Source organism: Williamsia phyllosphaerae (assembly GCF_014635305.1).
In the GTDB taxonomy this organism is placed as follows: domain Bacteria; phylum Actinomycetota; class Actinomycetes; order Mycobacteriales; family Mycobacteriaceae; genus Williamsia_A; species Williamsia_A phyllosphaerae.
The window spans coordinates 1,396,425-1,423,226 of record NZ_BMCS01000001.1; the positions used below are offsets into that span (position 1 = coordinate 1,396,425).

26 protein-coding genes are annotated in these 26,802 nt (G+C 67.9%); 16 read left to right on the forward strand and 10 right to left on the reverse strand.

From position 1 onward, the window contains the following. Positions 1-135 precede the first annotated feature (135 nt). Positions 136-2,943 carry an ATP-binding cassette domain-containing protein gene (locus tag IEV93_RS06510; RefSeq protein WP_188488032.1) on the forward strand — a complete coding sequence of 936 codons (2,808 nt, stop codon included), beginning with the start codon at positions 136-138 and terminating at the stop codon, positions 2,941-2,943. Positions 2,944-3,070: 127 nt separating this feature from the next. Next, complete coding sequence (locus IEV93_RS06515) at positions 3,071-4,576, forward strand: flavin-containing monooxygenase (protein WP_188488034.1); 1,506 nt, start codon at positions 3,071-3,073, stop codon at positions 4,574-4,576. On the opposite strand, the gene IEV93_RS06520 is transcribed toward IEV93_RS06515, so the two are convergent. Then, on the reverse strand, positions 4,563-5,351 hold the full coding sequence (locus IEV93_RS06520; protein ID WP_229704929.1) for an alpha/beta fold hydrolase: 789 nt from the start codon (positions 5,349-5,351) through the stop codon (positions 4,563-4,565). The two genes, IEV93_RS06515 and IEV93_RS06520, sit on opposite strands and share 14 nt — an antisense overlap. Positions 5,352-5,445: 94 nt before the next feature. Between IEV93_RS06520 and IEV93_RS06525 the strand changes: the two genes are divergently transcribed. Then, positions 5,446-6,987, forward strand: a complete 1,542-nt coding sequence (locus tag IEV93_RS06525) for a hypothetical protein (protein WP_188488038.1) — start codon at positions 5,446-5,448, stop codon at positions 6,985-6,987. Here IEV93_RS06525 and IEV93_RS06530 read toward each other — a convergent pair whose 3' ends face one another. The 4 genes from IEV93_RS06530 to IEV93_RS06545 form a co-directional block, all read right to left on the reverse strand. After that, the gene (locus IEV93_RS06530; RefSeq protein ID WP_188488040.1) at positions 6,988-7,428 is read right to left on the reverse strand and encodes a hypothetical protein; all 441 of its coding nucleotides are present in this window, start codon (positions 7,426-7,428) and stop codon (positions 6,988-6,990) included. It abuts the gene before it with no gap. A gap of 116 nt (positions 7,429-7,544) precedes the next feature. Continuing rightward, on the reverse strand, positions 7,545-8,942 hold the full coding sequence (locus IEV93_RS06535; RefSeq protein ID WP_188488042.1) for a carotenoid oxygenase family protein: 1,398 nt from the start codon (positions 8,940-8,942) through the stop codon (positions 7,545-7,547). A 2-nt stretch (positions 8,943-8,944) separates the two neighbouring features. Continuing rightward, positions 8,945-9,544 carry a DUF3159 domain-containing protein gene (locus IEV93_RS06540; protein ID WP_229704930.1) on the reverse strand — a complete coding sequence of 200 codons (600 nt, stop codon included), beginning with the start codon at positions 9,542-9,544 and terminating at the stop codon, positions 8,945-8,947. 254 nt (positions 9,545-9,798) lie between these two features. After that, positions 9,799-10,524, reverse strand: a complete 726-nt coding sequence (locus tag IEV93_RS06545; RefSeq protein WP_188488044.1) for a DUF2071 domain-containing protein — start codon at positions 10,522-10,524, stop codon at positions 9,799-9,801. A 111-nt stretch (positions 10,525-10,635) separates the two neighbouring features. On the opposite strand from IEV93_RS06545, the gene IEV93_RS06550 reads away from it, so the two are divergent. After that, a complete protein-coding gene (locus IEV93_RS06550; RefSeq protein WP_229704931.1) occupies positions 10,636-11,976 on the forward strand; it encodes an MFS transporter in 1,341 nt (446 codons plus the stop codon). On the opposite strand, the gene IEV93_RS06555 is transcribed toward IEV93_RS06550, so the two are convergent. After that, positions 11,964-12,872 carry a LysR family transcriptional regulator ArgP gene (locus tag IEV93_RS06555; protein WP_188488046.1) on the reverse strand — a complete coding sequence of 303 codons (909 nt, stop codon included), beginning with the start codon at positions 12,870-12,872 and terminating at the stop codon, positions 11,964-11,966. The two genes, IEV93_RS06550 and IEV93_RS06555, sit on opposite strands and share 13 nt — an antisense overlap. 72 nt (positions 12,873-12,944) lie before the next feature. Here IEV93_RS06555 and IEV93_RS06560 point away from each other — a divergent pair, with 72 nt between their 5' ends. Beyond that, positions 12,945-13,559: a LysE/ArgO family amino acid transporter gene (locus IEV93_RS06560; protein WP_188488048.1), complete on the forward strand. Its 615-nt coding sequence runs from the start codon at positions 12,945-12,947 to the stop codon at positions 13,557-13,559. On the opposite strand, the gene IEV93_RS06565 is transcribed toward IEV93_RS06560, so the two are convergent. Further along, positions 13,560-14,816: an EAL domain-containing protein gene (locus tag IEV93_RS06565; RefSeq protein WP_188488050.1), complete on the reverse strand. Its 1,257-nt coding sequence runs from the start codon at positions 14,814-14,816 to the stop codon at positions 13,560-13,562. 409 nt (positions 14,817-15,225) lie between these two features. Here IEV93_RS06565 and IEV93_RS06570 point away from each other — a divergent pair, with 409 nt between their 5' ends. The 5 genes from IEV93_RS06570 to IEV93_RS06590 all read left to right on the forward strand — a co-directional run bounded on the left by IEV93_RS06570 (position 15,226) and on the right by IEV93_RS06590 (position 19,382). Further along, the gene (locus tag IEV93_RS06570) at positions 15,226-15,693 is read left to right on the forward strand and encodes a DUF4334 domain-containing protein (protein ID WP_188488052.1); all 468 of its coding nucleotides are present in this window, start codon (positions 15,226-15,228) and stop codon (positions 15,691-15,693) included. Between the two features lie 101 nt (positions 15,694-15,794). Further along, complete coding sequence (locus IEV93_RS06575) at positions 15,795-16,703, forward strand: ABC transporter ATP-binding protein (RefSeq protein WP_188488054.1); 909 nt, start codon at positions 15,795-15,797, stop codon at positions 16,701-16,703. Next, the gene (locus IEV93_RS06580; protein ID WP_229704932.1) at positions 16,700-17,497 is read left to right on the forward strand and encodes an ABC transporter permease; all 798 of its coding nucleotides are present in this window, start codon (positions 16,700-16,702) and stop codon (positions 17,495-17,497) included. The genes IEV93_RS06575 and IEV93_RS06580 overlap by 4 nt, the downstream gene beginning before the upstream one ends. Before the next feature lie 50 nt (positions 17,498-17,547). Next, a complete protein-coding gene (locus tag IEV93_RS06585) occupies positions 17,548-18,744 on the forward strand; it encodes a sensor histidine kinase (protein ID WP_188488056.1) in 1,197 nt (398 codons plus the stop codon). Further along, a complete protein-coding gene (locus tag IEV93_RS06590; RefSeq protein ID WP_268237458.1) occupies positions 18,741-19,382 on the forward strand; it encodes a response regulator in 642 nt (213 codons plus the stop codon). The genes IEV93_RS06585 and IEV93_RS06590 overlap by 4 nt, the downstream gene beginning before the upstream one ends. A 35-nt stretch (positions 19,383-19,417) precedes the next feature. Here IEV93_RS06590 and IEV93_RS06595 read toward each other — a convergent pair whose 3' ends face one another. Then, on the reverse strand, positions 19,418-20,095 hold the full coding sequence (locus tag IEV93_RS06595) for a DUF1275 family protein (protein WP_188488060.1): 678 nt from the start codon (positions 20,093-20,095) through the stop codon (positions 19,418-19,420). A 52-nt stretch (positions 20,096-20,147) separates the two neighbouring features. Between IEV93_RS06595 and IEV93_RS06600 the strand changes: the two genes are divergently transcribed. From IEV93_RS06600 to IEV93_RS06620, 5 genes are all read left to right on the forward strand, one after another. Further along, positions 20,148-21,359 carry a glycosyltransferase gene (locus tag IEV93_RS06600; RefSeq protein WP_188488062.1) on the forward strand — a complete coding sequence of 404 codons (1,212 nt, stop codon included), beginning with the start codon at positions 20,148-20,150 and terminating at the stop codon, positions 21,357-21,359. Positions 21,360-21,386: 27 nt separating this feature from the next. Beyond that, a complete protein-coding gene (locus IEV93_RS06605; RefSeq protein WP_188488063.1) occupies positions 21,387-21,989 on the forward strand; it encodes a DinB family protein in 603 nt (200 codons plus the stop codon). After that, positions 21,986-23,305, forward strand: coding sequence for an alpha-hydroxy-acid oxidizing protein (locus tag IEV93_RS06610; RefSeq protein ID WP_188488065.1), 1,320 nt, complete (start codon positions 21,986-21,988; stop codon positions 23,303-23,305). Before IEV93_RS06605 ends, IEV93_RS06610 begins: the two co-directional genes overlap by 4 nt. Before the next feature lie 148 nt (positions 23,306-23,453). Next, positions 23,454-23,846, forward strand: coding sequence for a PLD nuclease N-terminal domain-containing protein (locus tag IEV93_RS06615; protein WP_229704933.1), 393 nt, complete (start codon positions 23,454-23,456; stop codon positions 23,844-23,846). 79 nt (positions 23,847-23,925) lie between these two features. Next, entirely contained in the window at positions 23,926-24,366 is a 441-nt protein-coding gene (locus tag IEV93_RS06620; RefSeq protein WP_188488067.1) for a DoxX family protein, read from the forward strand. Here IEV93_RS06620 and IEV93_RS06625 read toward each other — a convergent pair. Continuing rightward, positions 24,251-25,288 carry a DMT family transporter gene (locus IEV93_RS06625; RefSeq protein ID WP_188488069.1) on the reverse strand — a complete coding sequence of 346 codons (1,038 nt, stop codon included), beginning with the start codon at positions 25,286-25,288 and terminating at the stop codon, positions 24,251-24,253. The two genes, IEV93_RS06620 and IEV93_RS06625, sit on opposite strands and share 116 nt — an antisense overlap. A gap of 35 nt (positions 25,289-25,323) precedes the next feature. Between IEV93_RS06625 and IEV93_RS06630 the strand changes: the two genes are divergently transcribed. Further along, on the forward strand, positions 25,324-25,899 hold the full coding sequence (locus tag IEV93_RS06630) for a TetR/AcrR family transcriptional regulator (RefSeq protein ID WP_188488071.1): 576 nt from the start codon (positions 25,324-25,326) through the stop codon (positions 25,897-25,899). A gap of 14 nt (positions 25,900-25,913) precedes the next feature. Here the strand turns inward: IEV93_RS06630 and IEV93_RS06635 are convergent, their stop codons facing one another. Then, on the reverse strand, positions 25,914-26,801 hold the full coding sequence (locus IEV93_RS06635) for a crotonase/enoyl-CoA hydratase family protein (protein ID WP_188488073.1): 888 nt from the start codon (positions 26,799-26,801) through the stop codon (positions 25,914-25,916). Position 26,802 lies beyond the last annotated feature (1 nt).

Consider the following 26,802-nt stretch of genomic DNA (forward strand, 5'->3'; position numbering starts at 1 on the left):
GGACAACTGACCGGGGATCGGTCCACCTCAGACTAGGTAGTCGCGTGACCGCCATCTCGTGCCGAACCCTGATGCCGTCGCTCTGGCACCCTGGAACGGACACCTTCGCAGTACCGACCGGAGAGGACGGTGACCATGAGTTCCGTCCTGGACTCCGATCGGGTGCTGCAGAAACCGCAGCGCAAGCGCATCCGCCGACCGATCACCGCGATCGAGGCCGCCGAGGCGGCAGCGTTCGCCGACGTCGCCGCCGCGATCTGCGTGCTCAGCCGGGTGCTGCCCATCGCGGGCGCCGCCATCCTGGTCTCGTCGATCCCGTTTGCGCTGCTCGGAGCCCGCAGACGACTCCGCGTGGGTCTCCTCGCCGGTGTGACCGGGTGGATCGTCGCCCTGCTGTTCGGCGGTTACGGCACGGCCAACATGGTGGGCTCCGCGGCGGTGATGGGGGTCTTCTGCGGCATCGCGATCCGGCGACGCTGGTCGGGTCCGACGACGTTCGGGGTCTCGATCGTCGCGCTGGGCATCCCGGCGGCGGTGTTCTTCACCGGCCTGCTGGCGGTGTTCAGCACCTACCGCGAGTTCATGTTCGACCAGATCCGCAACGGCGTGGGCGGTACCGCCCGGATCCTGTCCAACGCCGGGCTCACCGATGTCCAAGCGCTCGATCGCGCCGTGACCGCGGCACTCCGCGTCTGGCCGCTCACCATCAGCGTCGGCACCCTGGTCGGCGTGGTCCTGGCCGCGATGGCTACCGCCGTCGTTGTCCGGGCGCCGGTGGTGTCGCTGATGAAACGCCTGGGGCAACCGGTGACCGACTCCGTCGTCGAGGAGACGGGGCTCATCGCCCCGGTACCGGTGTCGCTACGTGATGTGTCGGTCACCCATCCCGGTGCGATCACCCCGACGATCTCCGGCATCAACGCCGACATCGGCGTGGGGGGACTGGTCAGCGTCACCGGCCGCAACGGTGCGGGCAAGTCCACTCTCGCGAGCGTGATCTCGGGCCGTCGGCCCACGATGGGCAGCGTCTTCCGGCGCGGCAACCCCGGACTCGGCGCGCCGGGTGGCACCGCGGTCATCGGTCAGCGACCCGAGACGAGCGTGCTCGGTCTCCAGGTGGGGGACGACCTCGCCTGGGGTGACCCGCATCTGACGCCGCAGCAGGCGGCCGACCTGCTCGACCGGGTGGGACTCCGCGTGGGCCTCGACGCCGAGACGGCACGACTGTCCGGCGGCCAGTTGCAACGCCTCGCGATCGCCGGCGCCCTGGCCCGGAACCCGCAGCTGCTGGTCAGCGACGAGAGCACCGCGATGGTCGACAAATCCGGTCGCGACGAGTTGATGAGCGTCTACCGCGGCCTGGCCGGCACGGGCACCACCGTCGTCCACATCACCCACGACGCCGACGAGATCGACAGAGCCGACCACACGATCGCCGTCCCCGGCGGAGACACCACGACCCATGAGGCGCCGTCGTCGGCACGCGGCCGGATGGTGGCGGGCGGCGGGCGCATCGACGTGCGCGGTCTGCGTTTCGCCCACGACAGCGGGACCCCCTGGCATCGCGACGTGCTCGCGCAGGTGGACCTGATCATCGCCCCGGGGCAGACGGTCCTGATCACGGGCGCCAACGGTGCCGGCAAGTCGACACTGGCCCGCCTGTTGGCCGGTATCGAGCGACCCGACGAGGGAGTCGTGCTGCTCGACGGCGTCCCGGTGCAGAACAACAGGACCGGCGCCCTGTTCGGCCATCAGTACGCACGGCTGTCGTTGGTGCGGGCGCGTGTGCGCGACGACATCGCCGACGCCGCCGGCCTGATCTCGTCGTCGAACCCGGTGATCGTGGAGTCCCTGCGCGAGATGGGCCTGGACCGGTCGATCGCCGATCAGCGCGTCGACCATCTCAGCGTCGGTCAGCAGCGACGGGTCGCGCTGGCCGGTCTGCTCGCGGCGCGGCCGCGGGTGCTCGTACTCGACGAGCCCCTCGCGGGTCTGGACGAACCGTCCCGGGTGGCGATGGTGACCGCGCTCGCCCGGGTGCGGGCGTCGGGGACGACGCTGATCGTCGTCACCCACGACGTCGACGAGCTCACACCGATCGCCGACCGACTCCTCGAGGTCCCCCAGATCGAGCCCGGCCCGGTGCGACTCGCGAGGTCGTCGCGCGCGTCCCTGGCCGGTGTGGTCGGTCGCGTGCTGCCGGGGACGTCGCCCGCGAAGCGCCTGTGGGTGGGGAGCAAAGTCTTCGCGATCGCCGCGCTCGCGCTGATGTTCGGCATCAACCCCACGTGGGTGAGCGTCGCCGCTGCGGTCATCATCGCGGTCGCCTGGACGGCGGCCGGACGGGTGCCCGTCGCGGCGCTCCCGCGTCTGCCGTGGTGGATCTTCCTGGTGATGCTGGGCGGTGGGTTCGTCACCGCGATGGGTGGTGGCGCGCCGTTCGTGACGATCGCCGGGGTGGAACTGGGCCTCGGCGGCGCGAGCACGTGGGCGATCCTGATCTCGATCACCATCATCTCCTTCTACGTGTCGCTGTTGTTCTGCTGGACGACGCCGATGGTCGAGGTCCCCGCGTTCTCGCAGCGGCTGGTCGGCTACGCCGCCAAGATCGGTGTCCCGGCGCAGTCGGTGGCGGTGTCGGTGACCGTCGCGCTGCGGCTGCTGCCGTTCATGATCGGCGACTTCCGGGTGTTGCTGCAGACGGTGGCGCAGCGACGGTCGCCGGGACAGCGTTCGGTGCGCGATCGGGCCGAACAGTGGTCGGCGTGCATGCCGATCGCGTGCGCGCTCGCCGCGCAGAACGCCCGCGAGGTCGCCGCGTCGATGGACAACCGTGGTGGTATCGGCTCGGTGTCGAGGCCCGACCGACGACCGGGACTGCTCGACGTGGTGGTGATCGCGGGCATCGTGGCGATCGTCGCCGCGGCCCTCGTACTGGGGTGATACACCGTCGTACCATCGGAGACATCACGCTATTGAAATTTGGTCAATAAGCGCGCTATTGTCAGATAGTCAATAACTGGCCGACCGTGGACAGCCCGTCGGAGCGGCCGCATCGAGAGGGTGAGCAATGACGCAAGCATCTGAGAAGCGCAGTGATTCCGCAGTCGAGTTCCGCGATGTCCTCATCATCGGGGCCGGACTGTCCGGCATCAACGCCGCCTACCGCGTCCACGAGCGCAATCCCGGACTGAGCTACGCGATCCTCGAGCGTCGCGAGAACATCGGCGGCACCTGGGACCTGTTCCGCTACCCCGGAGTCCGTTCCGACAGCGACATCTACACCCTCAGCTACCCCTACCGTCCGTGGGAGGGCGAGCGCAGCATCGCCGACGGCGGCGACATCCGCCAGTACCTCGTCGACACCGCCCGTGAGTTCGGCATCGACAAGAACATCCGGCACGGCGTCCACGTGCTGCGCGCCGACTTCGACCGCACCCAGGATCGCTGGACCGTGGACGCGACGGTCGACGGCGCCCCGGTCACCTACTCATCGCGCTTCCTCTACCTGTGCACCGGGTACTACGACTACGACGGCGGCTACACCCCGGACTTCCCCGGCATCGAGGAGTTCGGCGGGACGGTGGTGCACCCGCAGCAGTGGCCGCAGGATCTCGAGTACGCGGGCAAGAAGGTCGTCGTCATCGGCAGCGGCGCCACCGCGATCACCCTCATTCCGACGATGTCGCGCGACGCCGAGCACGTGACCATGCTGCAGCGCTCGCCCACCTACATCACGGTGTTGCCGCTGGTGGACAAGAACGCTCAGCGGTTGCGGAAGGTGTTGCCCGCAAAGCTTGCTCATCGGGTGATCCGCCAGAAGAACGCAGGTGTCGCACTCGGGTTCTACCTCTTCTGTCGGCGCTTCCCGGATCGCGCGCGAAAGCTGTTGCGCGGACTGGCCACTCGCATCCTCCCCGAGGGCTACGACGTGGACACCCACTTCAACCCCTCCTACAACCCGTGGGATCAGCGTCTGTGCGTCATCCCGGATGCCGACCTGTTCCGTGCCATCAAGTCCGGCAAGGCCGACGTCGTCACCGACCACATCGACCACTTCGACTCGGCAGGCATCGTTCTGAAGTCCGGCGACCGTCTCGACGCCGACATCGTCGTCACCGCGACCGGCCTGCAGGTGCTGGCGTTCGGTGGCATCGACCTGAGCATCGACGGGACCGAGCTCAAGCCGAACGAGAAGTTCCTCTACCGCGGACGCATGCTCGAAGAGGTCCCGAACTTCGCGTGGTCGCTGGGATACACCAACGCCTCATGGACGCTGCGAGCCGACGTGACCGCGAAGTCGGTGGCCGAGCTGATCCACTACATGGACTCGCACGGTTACACCCACGCCTACCCGGATCGTGGCGGACAGACGTTGCCCGAGGTGCCGGCTCTCGATCTGCAGTCGGGCTACATCCAGCGCGCCGCCGACGAGCTGCCGAAGTCGTCCACGGCCCGGCCCTGGACCTTCCGGCAGAACGTGTTGCTGGACAACATCGACGCCCGGCGCGACAAGATCACCGAGTCGATGAAATTCGGTACCGCGAAGGTGGGTTCGGGCGTCAGTTCTCGCTGAGGAACGGCGCGACCTCGGCCAGGATCTCCTCGGATGCGGCCGGGGTCGTCGCATGGTCGCGGCCCGGAACGATCAGCATCCGTGCGTCGGGGATCGCCTCGACCACGTGCTCGGTGTCGGCGAGTCGTGTGTCGTCATCGGCGCCGACGAAGGCGAGCGTCGGGTGGGGGAGTGCCGCGAGCGCGGAATCGGGCACGCCCGGATCGCGGTCGAGTTCACGCATGTACGCCGCCAGAGCGATTGCGTCGTTGACCGAGAACGCCATTCGGGTGGCCGGGTCCACGGGCGTTCCCCGATGCTGCTCCCACCGGTCGATGAACGCGTCCATCCCGTCCTCGGCCAGTACCGCCGCGCACCCGGGGAAGAACAACGCGTCGAACGCACCAGCCTGGACCCGACTGCTGGTGCCGCCCAGCACCAGCCGCCGGACCCGCTCGGGAGTCGAGGTGGCCAACGAGAGCGCGACGCGCGAGCCCAACGAGTAGCCGAACACGTCGGCACTGTCGATTCGTTCCTCATCGAGAACGGCGAGGACGTCACCGACCAGTAGATCCATCGCGTAGGCACTCGACACGTGCGGCTTGTCACTCCGGCCGTGACCACGAAAGTCGATGAGCACCAGTCGATGTGAGTCGCGCAGAGCGTTGACGTACCCGAAGGCGCGCCACATGGCCTGTGACAGCGCCGTCGCGTGCAGCATGACCACGGGCGGTCCGTCGCCGACGGTGCGATAGCTGACGGACACGTTGTCTGCGGGGTTGGTTGCTCGATCCACGCTTCCACCATGCACCACCGGCACCAACACATCGCCCTTGCCGTAGGCGACGTGCGGCGCGTACCTTCGCTGACATGACTCTGCAGAAAGGCGCATGACGCGCCCTCGCACCCTCACGGTGCTCGTCGATGAACTGCTCATAGAGGACGGCGCGATCCCGCCTCCCCGCGTCGGTTCGATCAGTTCCCTTCCGCTCCGGTTCTCGGAGCAATCTCCCGGTGACGACCGCACGACGGTCATCCGAGCGCTTCTCGAACCCCACCGCACGACACCACGTGCCGACGACGCCGACCTCAGTTGGAGCGGCCTGCTCCGCGGCGACGGATGGACGGCAGAGTGGTCAGGGGATCGTCCCCGTGTCGGCCACGTCGAACTGACCGGGCGCTTCGTCAGTCTCTACGAGATCGGGTCGTCACCACCGGACGTGCGCGGACTGGTGACCCGGATCCGGCTCGTCACCGTGGAGTACCGCGCAACCGGGCACAACCCGCCACACTGGGAACCGACACCAGGATTCCCGACCAGCATCGGTGCTGATCTCGACGCCGCGCCGCGGTTCTTCGAGCGCCCCGCAGACCTCGAATCCCCCTACGACGAGGCGGCTTCCATCGACGTCCCGGTGGGTGTGTTGGTCGACCTCGACCTCGACGACGTGTCGCCGCCCGCGCCGCGACCGGACGTGGTGCCCGGCGACGTCTCCTGCGCCGGCGACACGGTGTGGACCGTCGACACGCATCTACCCGTGGTTGTCCGTCTGGATGCGGGTGGTACTGCGACACAACATGTCCTACCCGGTGCCATCGGCAGTCACGCGCGCCGGGTTCATGCGACACCCACCGGATGCTGGGTGGTCGGTACCGACGGTGTGTATCGCTGTGAGATGGAGACCCGACCCCGGCTGATCGCCGGCGATCCGGTGTCGGTGTCCGCGGTGGTCGGCGAGACGCTGCTCACCTGTACCCACGACAGCGGGTGGTGGCTGCACACCCCGGGATGCGTGCCCCTGGCGATTGACGACTGTCCCGGGTCAGTCAGTGCCGCAACGGGGTTCCATGACCGGTTCCTCCTGGTCGTCGTCACCGACAAACGGCGCGACGAACGTGAGATGGCCTACCGCATGGTCCGGGTCTCCGTGGCCGGCGACGTGGAGATCGGGCCGGTGCAGGCCCTGCCGGACAATCACGATCGACCCCGCCTGGGTGGCGACCCGGTGCACGTCATCTCCGGGTCGGACATCGCCGAGGTGCACGACAATCTCACGGTCGGCGCCGTTACGAGGTTGCCGCACATGCGTTTCGGAGGTGGTGGCGCCGGCCGTCTCTTGTGGACGGTGTCGCATCCGAGTGGACGCACCGGTTGCGTCGGGCGGTGGCCCATCGGCCCGTCCGATGAGGCGGGCGACACGCGGCAGTACTGGATGCTCGAACTCCGCGATCCGGCCACGATGGAGGTGGTCCACACCGCACCGATCTTCACGAGTGGCCCACGTGTGGCATCCGATGCGAGCGGACGTATCTGGGTTGTCGCCGACGGACTGCGTCTGCTGAGCGAAAAGTCGATGCTGGAGCCGGAGATGATCGACCTCTCGGGGCTGCTCGGCAAAGCACATCCGTCGGCGGCGTCCGTCACACGCTGATCAGGGCCGGTAGGTCGTGTCGAACGTGAAGCTCTGCTTGCCGATGAACTGTGCGCGAGGCTCCACGGTGACGTCGTAGACGCCTGATTTGCCGGGACTGACGACATCCTTGCCCGCGAGTCCGATGGCGCCCGGTCCGCTCAGGTGGCGTGTGAATGTGGCGACGTGACCGTCTGCCCGGCTGGTGAAGACGAAATCGATGCCGAGGCTGCAGGGTCCGACTCCGACCAGATACCCCTGCGCACCCAGGTCGACCTGGCCGGGATAGTGGCCCAGCCCGGAGGTGAAGGTCCCCGCACAGGCGCCGTTGGTCGCCAGGGTGTAGATCGGACTGTTGGCTGCGGTGTCCGCGGCTGCGGTGCCCGTGCCCAGAGCAGTCGCGGCGATGGCGGCCAAAGCCACCGCGCTTCCGGCGATTGCTGTCGTACGTGTGGTTCGCATGTCGAACGCTCCTTGTCGTGGCGCGCCACACTTGTTCGTGACGCATACGAAACATCGAAACGACACGGCGGCTCGTTACACGGCAAGCCATCCTCGTCGAGTGAGGGGGCGAGTGGTCAGTCCGCCAGCCAGACACCGTGGAGGCCGGCAGGAACGCGGATCGGCATCCGGATGGTCGCCAGCGGGCCGGCGGCGGGGTCGTCGGCGGAGAGGATGTAGAACGCGGACGTCAGATCGGTCGGGTCGGTTCCGTATGCACCCCAGTAGTCGTGGTCGTCGCCGGGCATGTGGATCGGTTCACCGACCGCCACGCCCGGGTCCCACGACCGTTCGGTCCCCCGGTCCATGTCATGGAACAGCAGGCCGTCGGTCGCTTCCGGGGCTCGGTCGACCTGCCCGACGCTCGCCACCACGTGGTGGTCTCTCGTGAGAAGGCGATCGTCCACGCGCGGGAACTCCATGTTCCGGTCACTGACGACCGTCTTGGCGATTCGCCCTGAATCGGGATGCAGCACCGCGCGTACAAGACTGGCTACCGATGGATCCGCAATCTCGGCGAAGCCGCCGGGATAGCTCCACTCCACGTAGTCGACGGTGACCGTGCCGTCGGGATTGTCGAACGCGTTGCCGAAGTGCCACACCCAGAACGGGTCACCGTGCAGCCACCGCACCGGCGAACCGTCGCGCGGGACCAGCGCGATCCGGGTGCCGTCGTCGGGCCGCCAGTCCAGGATCGATCCCCCGGCCATGGCGGCGGCGAGGTCGAACACCAACGGACACAGGAACAACACGACGTAGCGCGAGGTCAGGGCCATGTCGTGGATCATGAGCGTCGAGTCCACGCCGTCCACCCCGGTCGGGGGACGTACCGTGCGGCCATCCGGTCCGACGACCGACCAGGTGAGGTACGGGCGCTCGAATGCGTAGTTGAAGACGATCATCTCGCCGGTGGTCGGATCGATCTTCGGGTGCGCCGTGCTGCCGACCTCCATTGCGCCGTCGCAACTGTCGCGGCCCAGCGTCGAGAGATCCGTCGGGTCGAGTCGGTACGGCCGGTCGGATTCGGCCATGGCGAGCAACCGGCCGCCGTGACGGACGACGTTGATGTCGGGCAACTCACGCATCGTTCCGGCCAGCTCCGACCCGACCTCCTCGGCCGACGGGGTGTACCCATCGGTGATGCCCGACCAGATAGCGTGTCCGGCTGCCTCTTCGGCGAGCACCATCGGGGTGCGGACGAACCGGTTCGTGTACGCCGCTTCTCCCTCGGAGATCGACAGCGAGTGCACCATGCTGTCGCCGTCGAGAGGGTAGACGTAGCTGCCGATCGGATCGAACCGGGGATTCGGTCCGTTGCGCAGGTACCTGCCCTGCAGGTCTGCGGGGATCTGTCCGATCACCTCGAGGCGGTCGACCCACACCTCATCGCGCTGCGGGGCGAAGACGCCCGACAGGTGCGCATGGCGCGTGATGTCGACCGGCGCTGGGCGATTGATACCGGAGTCGACGGACACGACTACTTCGCGGTGTCGGGGTAGCGGGAGGTGAATTTGATGGCGCCCACCAGTAGCACGATCGGGATGACCCAGCTGGTCCAGTCCCTGGTACTCGGCGCCCAGATCGCGATGAGCCCGCACACTGCGCTGATGACGAAGACCACGCCCCACATGAAGGTGAGAACGCGGTTGATCTTCTTGAACAGAGGGGTGTCCCAGTACTCGCGCGGGGTCGTCTCACGGGCGTACTGCTCGGTGAAGGGCACGAACAGCAGTGATCCCAGGGCGATGACGGCCAGTACGCCGGTGGAGATGGGGTTGGAATAGCGGTCGAGCCAGTCCCCGTCTTTGGCCGACAGAGTGATCCCCGCGACGATCAACGCCACGAAGAACGCGATCGTCCCGTAGTCGAGAATCTTCGGCCGTCGGCGGTACATGTCCGGAACGGCCAAGATGATCGCGGCGATCGCTGCTGCGATGGCTCCGAAGAGCCAGTTGCTCGGGCCGGACGCCACGATCCAGAAGATGATCCACGGTGCGAACCCGACCACGGGGTTGCTGGACAGGCGTGACGCGGTGTTCGCGATCGACGAGGAATTGGTGGCCTCGACACTGCTCATGGGTTTCGTCCTAGGTGTCACATGGCCCTGTCGTGTGCGTTCATCGCGTCGACGGCTGTCGTGGGTGGACCAGTGACCCACGGACCTCACCGGAGGTGTCCGTCGTAGTCGGATTGTGCGCTGCGTCACATGTCTCGTGGGGCCGTTTTGGTGAAAAAGTTGTCGGATCCGAACACGACGCACCGTGAGTACCGTTGGCGGGGAATGCTTTGCAGTGCGCAGCTAACGATCTCGGAAGGGTGCAGGTCTGGTCGTCAGACGCGGATCCCCCGCTCGGCGTTGCCGACCGGATTCCAGACCGCGGGCACGTTTCGCATCACGAGCACGCTGTCGAACTCGGCGGAACCTGTGGGCAGGGTGTCGAACAGTGAGGCGCGCACATGCACCGGGGTGGTCGGCTCGACCCGCCACGCATCGGTGTCGAGCCGCAACCCGTCGAGGTCACCCTTCTTCGATGCCGGTGACCAACCGGTGCTGCCGGCTCGGAAGAACTCCGACGCCTCGTCGATGCTCCCGAGAACACTGTTCGACAACGTCGTGGACAACCGGACGTCGGCATCGACGGTGTCGGTGGGTGTTGTCATGCGCAGTGCGATCCGCTCCGGCGATTCGTCGCTCGTGATGGCCGCCTTCGTGTGCACCCCGGGGAACAGTCGTCCGCCCAGAGCCACCGCGGTCCGCGATGCGCTGAATCGTCGGGTGATGAACACGCCCCGTGACGGCGTTCCATCGGACGAGGTCCATTCGACCGCCACACGTTCGGCGGCGTTCTCTCCGCCCCATCCCAACACCGTGGGCACGCCCACCGGAGCCATTCGCGCGAGCCGGATCATGCAGATTCCCGCGATCGCGACCCCGTCGACGACCTGCACGCGGAAGCCGTCGGGTAGCCACGTCTGCGCCAGCGCCGGGTCGACCCGGTAGTTGATCAGCATCCGACGTTCGATGGTTGCGTTCATGCGTCCCAGTGACAGCGGCATGTCGTCACACTACGTCTGACCGGAAAGCGTATCGGCCCCTCGGTTCCGGACCACCTCGGTAGGGGAGAAATCCGGTCGCTGACCAGCTGTCGAATCGGGCATGCTGGACCCGTGAGCGCCCCGTCCGAGACGAAGACGAGCGCCAGGGCGACGCGCTACCCGCGGGCCCTGGCGCCGTTCGCGCGCACCCAGTACCGCTTCCTCGCCATGGGTCTGGTGTTGGCGATGTTCGCCGACGGCATCTGGACGGTGGGCGTCGTCTGGCAGGTGATCGCCATGGGGGGTGGCCCGGTCCAGCTGTCGCTCGTCACCGGCGTCGCCGCGGTCGGGATGGTGGCATCCACGCTGTTCGGCGGGGTGTTGGCCGACCGGATGTCGCAACGCACGATCCTGATCGCGTTGGAGCTGATCAAGCTGACGGCGATCGGTGTGGTGGGTGTGCTGGCCGCCGCCGGTGTGCTCGACCTGCCGATGCTGATGGCGGTCGCGTTGATCGGCGGCGTCACCACCGGCATCTACTACCCCGCGTACTCGGCGCTGTTACCCGCGCTGGTGCCCCCGGGAGAGCTGATGGCGGCCAACGGGATCGAGGGAACCCTTCGGCCGGTGATCCTCAGTGCGGCGGGCCCGGCGATGGCCGGCGGTCTGATCGCGGTCTCCTCCCCGGCGCTGGCGATCATCGGCTCGGCCTGTGCGAGTGCGGGTTCAGCGGTGCTCTACGTGTTCATGCGGCGCGTTCCCCCGCGACGGGTCGTCCAGACCGACGCGGCGGGACCCCACCCGGTACGGTCCGCGCTGTCCGACATCGCCGCGGGTTTCGCGTACATGTGGCGCACGCCGTGGTTGCTCTCGACTCTGTTGTTCGCCTCGATCCTGGTGATGATGACGATGGGTCCCATCGAGGTCCTGGTTCCCTTCGCGATGCGGGATCGGTTCGGTGGCGACGCCGGATCGCACGCGATGGTGTTGGCGGCGTTCGGATTCGGCGGAGCAGTAGGATCGTTGCTGATGGCGTCGCTGCCCATGCCGCGGCGCTACCTCAGTGTGATGTTCGCGATCTGGGGTGTCAGCAGTCTGCCGATGGTGGTGTTCGCGTTCGGGGATCGACTGCTCGCGTTCGTGATCGCCGGTTTCGTGATGGGTCTCGCGCTCGACTGCCCGATGGTCATCTGGGGGACGCTCCTGCAACGACGTGTCCCACCGGAGATGCTCGGGCGGGTGGCGAGCCTGGACTTCTTCGTCTCGATCGCGTTCATGCCCATCTCCATGGCGGTGGCGGCGCCCGTGGCGGCCACGATCGGTCTGACCGCGACCTTCCTCATCGGTGGACTCGTTCCGGTACCGCTGGCGGTGATCGCCTTCGTGTGGGCGCGGCTGGATCGGGACGAGATCGAGAATCCGCTGAGCAACGAGACCGTCGAATCCGACCCACTGCCCGCTCAGACCAGGTAGTCGACGGCCGCGGCGACGATGAGCGCGGTCAGCTCGTCGATCAGCGGCGAGTTCAACGTCCAGTGCTGCCAAAACAGTTCGATGTCGACGTGGTGGTCGGACAGTTGCGTCACCGTGCCCGCCGCCAGGGCGTCGGCGATCTGTGCCTGCGGTACGGTGCCCCATCCGGCTCCCAGTTCGACCGCGCGGTGGTACTCGGTCGACGACGGGATGTACGTCGTCGGCGGGGAGATCGCGGCGCGGGTGTGGCGCCGGATCAGCGCCGCCATGATGGTGTCCTTCCGGTCGAAGGCGACCATGGGTGCGCGGCCGAGATCGCGTGAGTGCAGGCCGTTCGGGAACCAGTGTGCCGCGAACTCGGTGTTCGCGACGGCCAGATACCGGGTCGCCCCGAGTCGCCGGGTCGTGCAACCTCGGACCGTGTGCGGGTCGGAGGTCAACGCGCCCAACACCGCCCCCGTTCGCAGGAACTCGGTGTTGTGGCTCTCGTCGTCGCGGAGCACCTCGACCGCCACGGCGAAACGTTCCTGCATCGCGACGATGACCGGTAGCAACCAGATCGCGAGGGAGTCGGCATTGCTCGCGATCGGGAGGTGGACGCGCGGGCGGTCACGTGGGTCGGCGTGCGCACCGTCGTCCTCACCGGTCAGCTCGGCGAAGGCGCTGGTGGTCAACAGATCCCACTGCTTGGCCAGGCGTAGCAACACCTCACCGTCTGCGGTGGCCACCGCCGGCTTGGTTCGCTGTACCAGCACTCGTCCCACGGATGTCTCCAGCGCCTTGATCCGTTGACTGACCGCCGACGGCGTGATGTGCAGCGACCGGGCTGCGGCCTCGAACGTCCCGCCTCGCACCACCGCCGCCAGTGTCGCCAGACCGTCGCTGTTGATCGCCATGAACAGACATCCTAATCAATCGTGAAAAACATTCGCTGGATTCATCAGCGAAGGCCTCTTACCGTTACCGACATGAACGCACTGCTCACCGCCGCGGCCGGTCTGATGACCGGAGCCGCCCTGATCATCGCCATCGGGCCACAGAATGTCCTCGTCCTGCGCACCGGTGTGGCCCGTCGTCACGTCGTGTCGGTGCTGGCCGTCTGCACGGTGTCCGACCTGATCCTGATCACCGCCGGCGTCGCCGGTCTCGGCGCTCTGGTGTCCGGGCACCCGATGCTGGTCACGGTGGCGACGGTGGTCGGCGGCGGCTACGTCATCGTTCTCGGGCTGATGGCGGCGCGGCGCAGTCTGGCGCCGTCGGCGATGACCATCACCACCGGCGGCATCGGTGGTCGGTGGGCGACGATCGGCACCGCGTTGGCTCTGACCTGGCTCAACCCACACGTCTACCTCGACACGGTGCTGACGCTGGGAGCCATCGCGAACAGTCATGGGCCGGAGGGCAAGTGGCAGTTCGCGCTCGGTGCCTGCATCGCCAGCGTCGTCTGGTTCGCCGCCTTGGCCCTGGCCGCGGTCAAGCTGGCGCCCCTGTTCGCTCGTCCGCGCGCCTGGCGGATCCTCGACGGGGTGGTCGCCGCGATCATGCTGACGGTCGGTGTGAGCCTGATCGTCTCGGTGTGGTGATCAGACCCGCGACAGCTCCGTGGCGATCGACCGCGCGATGTCGGCGACCACGGCGCGGTCGGTGGTGACCGACCAGCGATAGCTGTCGGTCGGGTCGACCGGGGCACCGACTCCGCGCCCGAGGACCGCGATCGCGTAGTCGGCGCCGATCGCGGCCACCGCGAACACCCCGTCGCCGGAGCCGGTCGGCGTCGTCGGACCGTAGACGCCGGGGATCGGGCGGTCTCCCAGGCCGGAGCCGGACAGGCCGACCAGGTGGTGACGCCCGGCCATGGCCCGGTATCGCACGCCGAGGTCGGCGCCGACGTGGCGCGGACCTCGGAGCGCGGCGACGACACATCCGGGTGCGTAGTCGGTGGCGGCGCTGTTCTCGATCAGCTCGCACATCGCGATGACGTCGGCGAGCGGCCCGACGGTGGTCGGGCTCGCCGCGAGGATGTCGCCCAAAGCCCGAATGCTGCCGCGCTCGGCCGAGATCAGCTCGGGACGTGGGCCGGCCAGCGGTGCGAGATCCGGTAGGGGGCCGGGCCGCCCGTAGAGGAAGCCCTGACCCAGCGTCGCACCCATGTGATCGGCGCAGGTCGCGTCGAAGTCCTGCTCGATCCCCTCGGCGAGGACCGTGGCCCCGTGGCGGCGGGCGTAGTCGGCGGTCGCACTGATGACGGTGGCGGACTCGACCGAGACGTCGGTCATCTGGGTGATGTCGCGATCGAGTTTCACGACATCGGGAGCGATCACGTCGAGCAATGCGATGCATTCGGGGCGGGATCCGACGTCGTCGAGTGCGATGCCGAAGGAATTGCGGCGCGCCCACGCCACCGTCGCGAGCATGGCGGGCGGATCCGACAGCAGGGTGCGCTCGGTCAGTTCGAGGATGATCTCGGTGTCGTCGTCGAGCACCTCGCGCAGCAGGTCGTCGGCCGAGCCCCACGGTGGGGGAGTCGACATCGAGTGCGGCTCGACATTGATGAAGAGGTACCGCGACGGGTCCATCCGGCGGGCGCGGGTGACCTCGACGGCGCGGCGGCGACACCACCAGTCGAGTCCGGGAAGTGAGCCCTCACGGCGGGCCCGATCGAAGGCGTCGGCGGGGTTGATGCCGGGGAACTCGGGCCAGCGCGCGAGAGCCTCGAAACCGATGATGCGTCGACCGCTCAGTTCGACCACCGGTTGGAACACCGGCACCACGCCGGAGGGGTCGTCCAGTATCTGCGTCATACCGTTCTTGCCCGCGGCGAAATCGTCTGTGTTCGACAACTCGGCCCCACCCGTCTTCTTCCTCCGCGCGCGCAGAAGAATGTCCGTCAGTCGTGCGATGAATTGATGATCGACCCGAATACATGTGGTGACGAGTCGATATCCCCGTTGATGCGGCCCCCGACACCGCTGGGGCCGACGATACCCTGCACCGTCGCAAAAGCCCGCTGCGGCGTCGTATTTCACCGATGAGTGCTCGGGGACGGCCGCGATCTGTGATCTCTCACCATGTCCGATTAACGGACATTATTCGCGGGGCCGACATGTATTGCGATGTCTATTCACGCAATTGTTGATGCTCTGCTTCGAATTCAATTCACGTTCTGCAATGTGTACACAATTACGAATGGCGTCGAGGGCCGTTGTCCGGGTCTTCCGTCCGATGTGACGCGCGTCCTACTGTGTGGGCATGGACGTCACCGCCGCAGTCGAGAAGTTCAACGCCATCGCAGCATCCGGCGAGGTGAGCACCACCGACCTGCTCGACGAGATCTGGGCGCCGCTGCCGACGGTGGCGGTCGAGGAGATGCTCGGGGCATGGCGGGGAGGTGAGCTCCCGTCCGGCCACGCGATGGACGGGGCGCTCGAGAAGGCCCGCTGGTACGGCAAGACCTTCGATTCGGTCACCGACGTCAAGCCGCTCATCTGCCGTGACGACACCGGTGAGCTCTTCTCGAACATCGATCTGGGCAAGGGCGAGGCGAGTCTGTGGCCGGTCGAGTTCCGGGGTGAGGTGACCGCGTCGATGGTCTACGACGGCCAGCCCGTGATCGACCACTTCAAGCGCGTGGACGAGCAGACCGTCATGGGGATCATGAACGGCAAGAGCAGCCTCGTCCGCGACCATCACTACTACTTCTACCTGCGGCGGGACTGACCCCGGCGGTGCCTGGACACCGCGCGAGTCCACCGATCGGTTGATGGCGGCGTAGCCGACCGGTGGATGCCGCCGCCGTCCCGCTCGACGACGGTGGATGCATGTCAATCATTCGAGTCGAGCAATTGAGCAAGGCGTATCCGGGCGGCCGTGGTGTCGCCGATGTCGGCTTCACCGTCGACGAGGGCGAGATCTTCGGGATCCTCGGACCCAACGGTGCCGGGAAGACCACGACCGTCGAGTGCATCGGCGGTCTCCGGTCTCGGGACGGCGGCGTCATCGACGTCGCCGGATTCGATCCGGCGTCCGACTCCGTCGGTCTGCGGGAGGTGCTGGGCGTCCAACTGCAGGAGTCGACGCTGCCGGACAAGATCCGCGTTGGCGAGGCACTCGCGCTGTTCGCGTCGTTCCACGACGATCCGGCGGATGCCGGCGAACTCGCCGAGCGACTCGGACTCGCCGCCCACGCCCGTATGCAGTACGGCAAACTGTCCGGCGGTCAGAAGCAGCGGCTGTCGGTGGCGTTGGCGCTGATCGGCAGGCCGAGGGTCGCCATCCTCGACGAGCTGACGACAGGTCTGGATCCGCAGGCCCGCCGCGACGTGTGGGGGCTTCTCGAAGACCTGCGTTCCACCGGCGTGACGCTGCTGCTGGTGTCGCACTTCATGGAGGAAGCGCAGCGACTCTGCGACCGCGTGGCGGTGATCGACAACGGTCGGGTGGCTGCCATCGGGACGCCGAACGAGCTCGCGGACCGGGCCGGGGTCCAGGTGATGGTCTTCACCCCGTCGGTGCCGGTCGATCTCGGCCGCCTCCGGACGCTCCCCTCGGTCGGGGAGGTCGACCAGCGCGGCGAGCAACTCCACGTCAGCGGCGGGGACGACGTCGTCGCCGAGGTGATCGTCGAACTCGGTGCGCAGGGCGCCACCGCCGCGCACCTGCGCGTCGACCGGCCCAGCCTCGACGACGCATTCGTGTCCCTCGTGTCTTCCGGAAAGGTGAATCGATGAGCACCACCACCACACTGACCACCGCACCGCGCCCGCACGCCTCGCGGAGCGCGATGCCCAGGGGGCTTCGTGGCCTCCTGGTCTCCGAGTCGCGGCTGATGCTGCGCAACCCGGCGTTGATCGCGTGGGTCGCCGCGATACCGGTGATCGCATCGATCGTCCTGGGTGCCCTACCTGCGACCCGCGAACCGCGCGACGGACTGGACGGGCTGAGCTGGTTCGCGGTGTACCAACCGATCCTGATCATGTTCTCGGCGGTTCTGCTGAGCGTGCAGATCCTGCCCGATGTCCTCACCCGCTACCGCGAGATGGGCATCCTCAAACGTCTGCGCACCACGCCGGCCTCGCCGACTGCACTGCTCGCGGCGCAGGTGATCCTCGCGGTGGCCGTCGAGATCGTGGTCGCAGCGGTCATGGTGTTCGTGCCCGCCGCGTTCGGTGCCCCGCTGCCCCGCGACATCGTCGGGTTCGCGATCGCGTTCGTCTTCTCGACCGGCGCGATGCTGGCGATCGGAATGGTCCTGGCCAGCGCATTCCGCAACAGCAAGGTCGCGGGCGCGGTGGGCACGGTGCTGTTCTTCGTCCTGCAGTTCTTTGCCGGACTGTGGATTCCACGGGCCACGATGCCGGGATGGCTGCGCGGGATCTCCGACGCCACCCCCACCGGCGCCGCGGTGGGAGCGCTGACCGACGGGGTCGACGGCGCGTGGCCACAGTTGCTCCATCTCGGGGTGCTCGCGGTGTGGATGGTCGTTCTCGCGGCGGTGTCGGTGCGCATCTTCCGATGGGAATGACGCGACGACGAAGCCCCGACGACACCGACGATCCGTGGGAGGATCAGCGCATGCGTGAGCACGACGCACACCCGCCACAGCCCCTGAACTGGGACCGTTTCGACATCGCGCCCGGGCTGCTCGTCGTCGTCCCCGGTGGTCTGATCCTCGCGTCACTGCTCATCAGCGTGCTGACCGGTTCGACATCGGGCAACTGGTCACCGGGACTCCTCATCGCGGTGTCGGCCGGGGCGTTCGCGCTGCAGTGCACCTGGATCCGACGCCCGACGCTGTCGATGCCCGCGCGCTGTCTGATCTTCGTCGCGCAGTTCGCGGTGACCGCGGCCCTGATCTGGGCGAGCCCGTTCTTCGGCATCTACGCCTTCATGGGATACATGACCGCGTTGATGATGTTCTCGGGCATCGCGCTGTGGACGGCGATGAGTGCCAACGCCGTTCTGGCCGCGGTGTCGCAGATCGGTGGCTTCACCCAGATCCCGCACGCCTGGCCGGCCCTGATCGTGCTCGTCGGTATCAACACCGGCCTGGTGGTCCTGTTCAGCTGGGTGGGCGCCCGACGGGACCGCGAGGTCGCCGAGCGTGAGGCCGCGGTCGCGGCGCTCGAGGAGGCTCAGCAGCGCAATGTCGTTCTGCACGAGCAGCTTCTCGAACGTGCACGCGAGCAGGGTGTACTCGAGGAACGCGCTCGACTCTCCCGCGAGATCCACGACACGGTCGCCCAGGACCTCGTCGCGATCGTCAGCCAGCTCGAGGCCATCGACGGCGACGCCGACTGGGCCGGGCGGGTCGAGACCGCGAAGACGCTGGCCCGTTCGGGGCTCGGGGAGGCCCGTCGGGCGGTGTACGCGCTGCGATCGCCCATGCTCGACTCGCAGCCCCTTCCATTGGCGCTCACCGAGCTCGTGAACGCCTGGGCGACAGTGCATCACCTGCGTGCCCGTATCGACATCGACGGAGATCCGATACCCACCGACGACGACCAGAACCTGCTGAGGATCTGCCAGGAGGCCTTGTCGAACGTGTCCCGGCACGCTGACGCGACCTCGGTGGGCGTCTGCCTGTCCTACGTGGAGGAGGGGGTTTTGCTCGACATCAAAGACGACGGCCGGGGCTTCGACCCGGTGGGTCTCCACGAGGGCAACGGACTGCGGGGTATGCGCGAACGGGTGTCCGCGTCCGGTGGCACGGTTGACATCTCGGCCGGACCGGGCGCCGGATGTCTGGTCAGTGCGGTGGTGCCGGCGTGACCGTTGCCGGTTCTCCGGTCAACGTCGCGATCACCGTGGTGATCGCCGACGACCACCCGATCGTCCGTGACGGGGTCACCGGGATGTTGGCCACCGACGACGGGGTGACGGTGGTGGCGGAGGCGTCCTCGGGGCCGCAGGCCGAGGCGCTCGTGGCGCGCCTGGACCCCGATGTCGTGCTGATGGACCTGCGCATGCCCGACGGCGACGGTGTGCCGGCCATCCGAGCTCTGCGACAACGTGATCAGCGGCGACCCAGGATCCTCGTGCTGACGACATACGACACCGACCGGGACATCGCCTCGGCGATAGACGCGGGCGCCGACGGCTACCTGCTGAAGGCGTTGAGTCGGGAGGAGTTGATCGCGGCGATCATCGATGTCGCGGCGGGACGGAGTGTGCTGGCGTCGAGTGCGGCGCAGAGCCTCATGGCGCGTCGTCATCTGGAGGAGCTGACCAACCGTGAGATCGAGGTGCTCGCGCGGATCGCCGACGGCGGCACCAACCGCACGGTCGCGAAGGGGCTGGTCATCAGCGAGGCCACCGTCAAGACGCATCTGCTGCACATCTATTCGAAGCTGGGCGTTCGTGATCGGGCCGCGGCGGTCCGCGTCGCCTACGAACGCGGGCTTCTCTGACCCCGACACGACGGCCACGGCCCGACACGGTGGCGTCAGGTGGTGTGGCGGTACCGGCGGACGGCGATCATCGCCAGCGCCGCGGCGAGCAGACCCAGGGGAAGCGCGGGCGCCGCGATCGGGAGCACCGACACCAGCGCTCCTGACGCGGCCGCTCCCACCAGCAACGACATGAGCGCGACGGCGGCCGCGCGGTTCACCGTCGAATCGGTCACGAGTCCGGTCAACAGATTGGTGAGTGTGCCCGTGAAATAGGTCGTGGTGACGCCCGGCAGCCGGTACATCGCGAACGCCCTGCTCTGCATGCCCATCGCCGCCGCGGTCAGTGCGAGCGCAACGAACTGGGCGATCCCTGTCGGCCGGCCGTCGGTCGCCACCCAGATCGCGCCCAGGCCACACAGCAGCGCGAACTCGATCCCGTAGACGGCGATGACCGGGTTCGCGGCACCGTGCACCGGATGTTCGTCGTCCCGACGGGTCATCAGCGTCGCGACGACGACCCCGATCGCGTAACACCCCACGGAGATCGCCGCGTGCGACATCACGCCGAGGTGACCGCCCCCGATGGCCACACCGACGACCACGACGTTGCCGGTGATGACGCTGGCGAACACCTCGCCGAGACGGGTGAACACGAGGACGTCAACGGATCCCGACAGCGCGCCGAGCAGCGCCGCGAACGCGATGGCGGAGGGTCGCGTGGTGGGGCTCACGGCGTCACAATAGGGCCTGAGTCGATAGGTTCGATCGGCGAAGGAGAGGCAGATGTGGGTCGATGTGGTCATGGACCTGTTCACGCGTGTGCGGTGCGCGATGGTGCCGCGCCGCGGACGCACCCGGGATCCAGACGCCCGACCGAGGATCCTGGTCATCGACGAGTTGGTGCCCGACCCCCTGTTCGGCGCAGGGTTCCCGCGTGCTCACGAGATCGTGCGGACCCTGGTGGACTCCGGCCATCAGGTCGACCTCTATCCCATGACGTCGACGCCGGCCGAGCGGGCGCGGGTGACCTCCCTGTTCGACGGAGCCGTCCGATTCCACAAGGGACAGGGTGTGCGAGGGTTGCGCCGACTCCTCTGGCGGGACGGCGACGCGTTCGACGTGCTGTTCGTCAGCAGGCCGACGACCATGAAAAAGTTCATGGGCATCCGGTGGCGGCCGCGGGACAGTTCCGCTCGGCCGGCCGTCATCTACGACGCGGAAACTGTTGTCGTACTGCGTGAGAAGATCCGCCGGGCGCTGTACCCGCCTGCGATGTCCGACGACGCGTTCGAGCGTGAACTCTCGGAGGAGCTGGACGCGGTGCGCGGCGCAGACGCCGTCACCACGGTCGGACCCGCCGACGCCGACCTGCTCCGCACCCGCCTCGGCGTCCCCACCTTCGTGGTGCCCCACGCCGAGACCGTCCGTGTCGGGGCGCCCGGGTTCGCCGAGCGCCGCGACCTCCTGTTCGTCGGCCCGCTTGTCGGCGACCCCTCGGAATCGCCGAACGTCGACTCCGTCCGGTATTTCGTGACCGAGGTGATGCCGCGGCTCGACCTCCTGATCGGGTCGGATCACCGACTCCGGATCGCGGGCCTCGTGGATTCGGCGGAGGTACGGGCGCTGGAGTCCGACCGCGTCGTGTTCGAGGGAGTCGTCGAGGACCTGGAACCGCTGTACGACAGTTGTCGGGTGTTCGTGGCCCCCACACGATTTGCGGCAGGTATCCCGCTGAAGGTCATCGGGGCGATGAGCGAAGGGGTGCCGTCGGTCGTGACGCGGCTACTCGCCGTGCAGCTCCGGGCGGACGACTCGACGATGGCGAGTGCGGACGACGCGGATGGCTTCGCGCAGGCCTGCGCGCGTCTGTACTCCGATCCGGCCGCGTGGGAGGTGATCCGGGACGGCGGGTTGGCTTACGTCGATCGTTTCTGCTCACCCGCGGCCTTCACGGAGAGCCTTGCCGACGTCCTGAACCAGGTCAGCTCACGATGACCGGACCGGCGGCTACTGTCGTTCTCCATGGCCACCGATGATGCCGCGGACCTCAAGGACTTCCTTCTCGCACGCCTGCAGTTCAACCGGGACGCCGCACTGTGGAAGATCGACGGCGTCGACGAACACGACCTCCGGCGTCCACTGACACCGACCGGACTGAACCTGCTGGGCGTCGTCAAACACCTCGCAGTCGTCGAGTACGGCTATTTCGGTGACACGTTCGGTCGCCCACCCGAGATCGCGACGCCCTGGCTCGAGGGCGAGTGGTCCGACAACGCCGACATGTGGGCCACCGCAGACGAATCGGTCGACGACATCGTCGGTCTCTATCGTGGGGCGTGGGCCCACGCGCAGGAGACTTTCGACGCCTCCGACCTCGCGACACCGGGGGTGGTGCCCTGGTGGCCGGACGATCGCCGCGACGTGACGCTCGGGCAGATCCTGGTCCACATGCTCGGCGAGACCGCGCGACACGTCGGCCAGATGGACATCCTGCGCGAGTCCGTCGACGGAGCGGCGGGGCTCTATGCGACCAATGACAACATGGCCCACAAGGAGGCCTCCGCACTGCGCGACTACGTCGCCAAACTCCAGGAGGTCGCAGATTCCGTGAGAGGACCCCGATGACCCAGCCCGCTGCCGCGCCAGGTCGCGCCCGCCAGAACGCCATCTACTCCGCAGGCGTGTTCGGCCACCACCCGTCGGTGCCCGCCGACTTCGCCGAACTCGAACGTCGCGCGAAGAAGGCGATGGGTCCCCGTGGGTGGGCCTACATCGCGGGCGGTGCCGGCGAGGGCGCGACGATGCGGGCCAACCGGGCGGCCTTCGACCGCTGGGCCATCGTGCCCCGGGTCCTGCGCGACGTGTCGCGACGCGACCTGTCGATCGACCTGTTCGGGACGACGCTCCCGGCACCGATCCTCTTCTCCCCGGTGGGTGCCGGTGAGCTCGCCCATTCCGACTCCGATCTGCACATCGGCCGCGCCGCAGCCGATCTCGGTGTCCCGTACATCTTCTCCAACCAGGGCTGTAACCCGATGGAGGACGTCGCCGCCGCGATGGAGGCCGTGGTCCCCGGCGCCCCGCGGTGGTTCCAGCTCTACTGGTCCACCGACGACGCGCTCGTCGACAGCCTCGTCCACCGCGCCGAGACGATGGGCGCCCAGGCCATCGTCGTCACCCTCGACACCACGATGCTGGGGTGGCGTCCGCAGGACCTCAACATCGGATCACTGCCGTTCGCCCGCGCCGAGGGCATCGCGCAGTACACCTCGGACCCACGGTTCCGGGAGATCGTGGCCGAGCGGATCGCCAACCCGTCGGCTGACGCCGGACCGAAGGTGGAGATCACCCGGGCGGCGGTGTCGGCACTGTTCTCGATGGCTCGGCACCTCCCGGGTTCGTTCCTGTCGAACCTGCGGTCGCCGGTGCCGAAGCAGTCGGTGCAGACCTTCCTCGACATCTACTCCCGGCCCTCGCTGAGTTGGGACGACATCGCCGGGTTGCAGAAGCGGACCAGTCTTCCGGTCGTCCTCAAGGGCATCCTGCATCCCGACGACGCCCGGCAGGCCGTCGACCTCGGCATCGACGGGATCATCGTGTCGAATCACGGTGGCCGGCAGGTCGACGGTTCGATCTCGTCGCTCGACGCTCTGCCCGACGTCGTCGAGGCGGTCGGCGGACGGGCGAAGGTTCTCATCGACTCCGGGATCTACACCGGCTCGGACGCGTTCACGGCCCTGGCATTGGGTGCGGACGCGGTCTGCATCGGACGTCCGCACATGTACGGCCTCGCGATCAACGGCCGCGACGGCGCGCGTGACGCGGTCGCCAACATCATCGCCGAACTCGATCTCACCCTCGGCCTGTCCGGGCACACCGACATCGCGTCCCTCACCCCGGACGTCCTGCGCCACATGGGGTGCGATCACCGCGACCGGTGACCTCGCCGACCCCGGCCGGGGGCGATGAACGATCGGCCGCGCGCGGTTTGCTGTCGTCTGAAAGCTCTCTGGTCGTCGGCGGTCGGCTGTGGGATCCTGATCGACGCCATGGGCAGAGAGGTGGGTCGGCGGGGTCGTGGACTACGTGATGATGATCGGTTCTCCGGCGCTGCCGTACTCGGCGGCGATAGCGGGTGTGCTCATCCTGTTGGCGCTGATCGGGGCCATCGATGTGCTCGGGCGCGACTCGGTGTACATCCGCGGGCTCCCGCAGTGGGCCTGGTTCCTGGTGGTCGTGGCACTGCCGGGCGTCGGGCTGCTCGCGTGGCTGACCATCGGGCGTCGCCGTCGTCGCCGACCACGGCCGACCACATCGGACCGCGTGATCGAGGCCTTCCCCGAATACGACCGCAAGGGTCGGTTCGTGCCCGCGGACCCGGTCGCCGACGCGGCCTTCCTCCGACAGTGCCGTGAACGGGCCGAGCAGCAGCGTCGGACCGCGGAGATCGAACGCCGTCGTCGGGGGTTCGACGCCGGCTGAGCGGCTCACGATGAGTTTTCCCGGTGGCCGGTGTCTACCCGTACGACAGCAGCACCCGAACTCATCCCCAGGAGCCACCATGACCGCCACCGTCTCCACCTCCCCCGCAGCGACATCGTCCGGCACGCGCTCGCGCACCCGCCTCGCAGGAGTGGTCCTCAGCGTCCTGATCGGCGCCTTCCTGCTTTTCGACATCCTCGGCAAGCTGTTCCAGCCCGAGAGTGTCGTCGAGGGGACGGAGAAGCTCGGGTTCACCATGACCCAGGCGACCGTCATGGCCATCGTGCTCGCGCTGTGCGTGATCGTGTGGGCCATCCCGCGGACCGCCGTCCTCGGCGCGATCGGTCTGACCGCCTACCTGGGCGGCGCGGTGAGTGCGAACTGGAACAACGATGCGCCGCTGGTCAGCACGACACTGTTCGCGGTGTATTTCGGTGTGGCGCTGTGGATCGCGATGATCCTGCGACGCCCGCAGCTGCTCGAGGTCCTCGGGTTGCGCGCCCCGCACCGCTCGGTCTGACCGGACCGTCCCCGGGCGTCGCCGTCACCACCGTGACGGCGGCGATCCCGATTGCCAGTCCCGCAGCGGTGACGACGGTGAAGGATTCGCCGAACATCAGCGCTCCCCAGACCGCGGTCACCGGGGCGATGAGGAACATCAGCGTGTTGACGCGAGTCACCCCGACCCTGCGCAACAGGATCCAGTACAGCCCGTAGCCCCCGAACGTCGACAGCACGACGAGCCAGACCATCGCCCGCCAGAACGCGAAATCATCGGGGGGCGTGGCGTGGCCGGTGGCCAGGGCGAGCAGCGTGAAGACGATCGCGCTCGTGGAGCAGTGGACGGCCAGGCCCTGCAGCGGTGACACCGCCGCGGAGCCACGTTGTTCGACGAAGGTGGCCGCGACCAGGCTGAGCATCCCGACGAACGGGATCGTGTATGACCACCACGGCGCGAGGGCGTTCGACCCGGCGTCGGCCGCGGTGACGATGGCGACCCCGCCGAGCCCGAGGAGCAGTCCGATCCACTGGCGGCCGGAGACGGCGACGCCGAGCAGCGGCCCGATCAGGGCTGCGGCCACCAACGGCTGGATGCCGTCGACAAGGGCGGTGGTCCCGGTGTTCACCCCGATCCCGATGGCCCAGTAGACGGTGAGCAGATACCCGCTCTGCGACAGCACGCCGATGACCGCCTGCCGGGCCAGGGTGCGGGAGGTGGGCATCGTGGCGCGGCGGCGGGCCGACCACCAGGCGATGGGCAGCAGCACCAGGGCCAGGGGTAGGAACCGCCACATCAACACAGTGGTGACCTCGGCGTCTCCCGCTCCGAGCTTGGCGCCGATGAACCCCGAGCTCCAACACGCGACGAACAGGGCGGACAGGCCGACGGTCACGGCGGGGTGCGCACGTACGCCAGCGGGTATACCGATCTGTTTAGTCATGACGGCGACTATACAGATCGGTATACTCGACGTCCATGGCCACCGACACCGACATCGAGCTGACCCCGAAAGCCCGGCGCATCCTCGAGTTCGCCTCGAAGTTGTTCTACGAAAGGGGGATTCACGCCGTCGGCGTGGACACGATCGCGCACGACGCAGGGGTGACGAAGAAGACGCTCTACGAGAGGTTCGGATCGAAGGACGGGCTGGTCCTGACCTATCTGCGGGACCGCGACCAACGGTGGCGTGGTCGACGCGACGGCGCCGTCGAGGCCGCGGGTCCGGGATGCGCGGAGCGGTTACGGGCGGCGTTCGACGCGTCGGCCACCTGGTCGGACACCGACGGCGGCAAAGGGTGCGGTTCGATCAACGCGCACGCCGAGTTCAGCGACGCGACGCACCCGGTGGCGGTGCTGATCGCCGACCAGAAGCGCGAGACCCTGGACTTCTTCCGGCAGATCCTGGCCGTCGGCGGCATCACCGATGAGGGCGTGATCGAGGCCGTCATGGCATTGCACGAGGGAGCCCTGGTGGCACACGGCATCGGGATCGGCGCCGACCCGTGGAGCAGCGCGCGCGACGCGGCCGTGCGGCTCGCGGGCGTCGGCTGAGCGACGCGCTCAGCTCAGCGGATGGCGTCGGTCTCGTCGAGGAAATCGGGCAGATCGGCCGGGACGGTCGACGTGAACTCGGCGGGCCGCTTTTCCAGGAACGCCGCGACACCCTCCTTGCCGTCACCGATGCTGGTGTAGTACATCGCCAACGAATCAACGCGGTGGGCATCGACCGGCGACGCGAATGCGCTGTTGCGGTAGAGCATGTGGCGCGCCAGGGCGGTGGCCACCGGCGAGCGTCCGTCGACGAAACGGTGTGCGAGTGCAAGGGCGGCGTCGAGCAACTCCTCGGGCGGATGCACCGAGCGGACCAGTCCCATGTCCTTGGCGGTCGCGGCGTCGATGATGTCGGCGGAGTAGACGAGTTCGAGGGCGTTCTGCATCCCGACGACGCGGGGCAGGAACCAGCTCGACGCAGCCTCGGGCACGATGCCGAGCTTGCCGAACACGAAGCCGATGCGCGCCTTCTCCGACGCGAGCCGGAAGTCCATCGGCAGGGTCATCGTCGCGCCGATGCCCACGGCGGCACCGTTGATGGCTGCGATGACCGGCTTCGGGCAGCGGTAGATGGCGAGGGAGACACGGCCACCGGTGTCACGGACGCCGCTGATGATCGCCGGATCGTCGAATCGCTCGTAGAGGTCGGTGAGGGTGGGCTCGAGGGTTTCGTCGAGGCCGAACACGTTGCCCTCACTGCTCAGATCCATGCCCGCGCAGAACGCACGTCCTTCACCGGTGACCACGATGGCGCCGACCGTCGAGTCGGCCGAGGCCTCGTCGAAGGCTGCGACGAGGTCGTCGGCCATCTGTACGGTGAACGCATTCAACTGATCTGGGCGGCTCAGCGTCAGGACCGCCACCCCGTCGGTGACGTCGTAGCGCACGGTTTCATGTTGCATG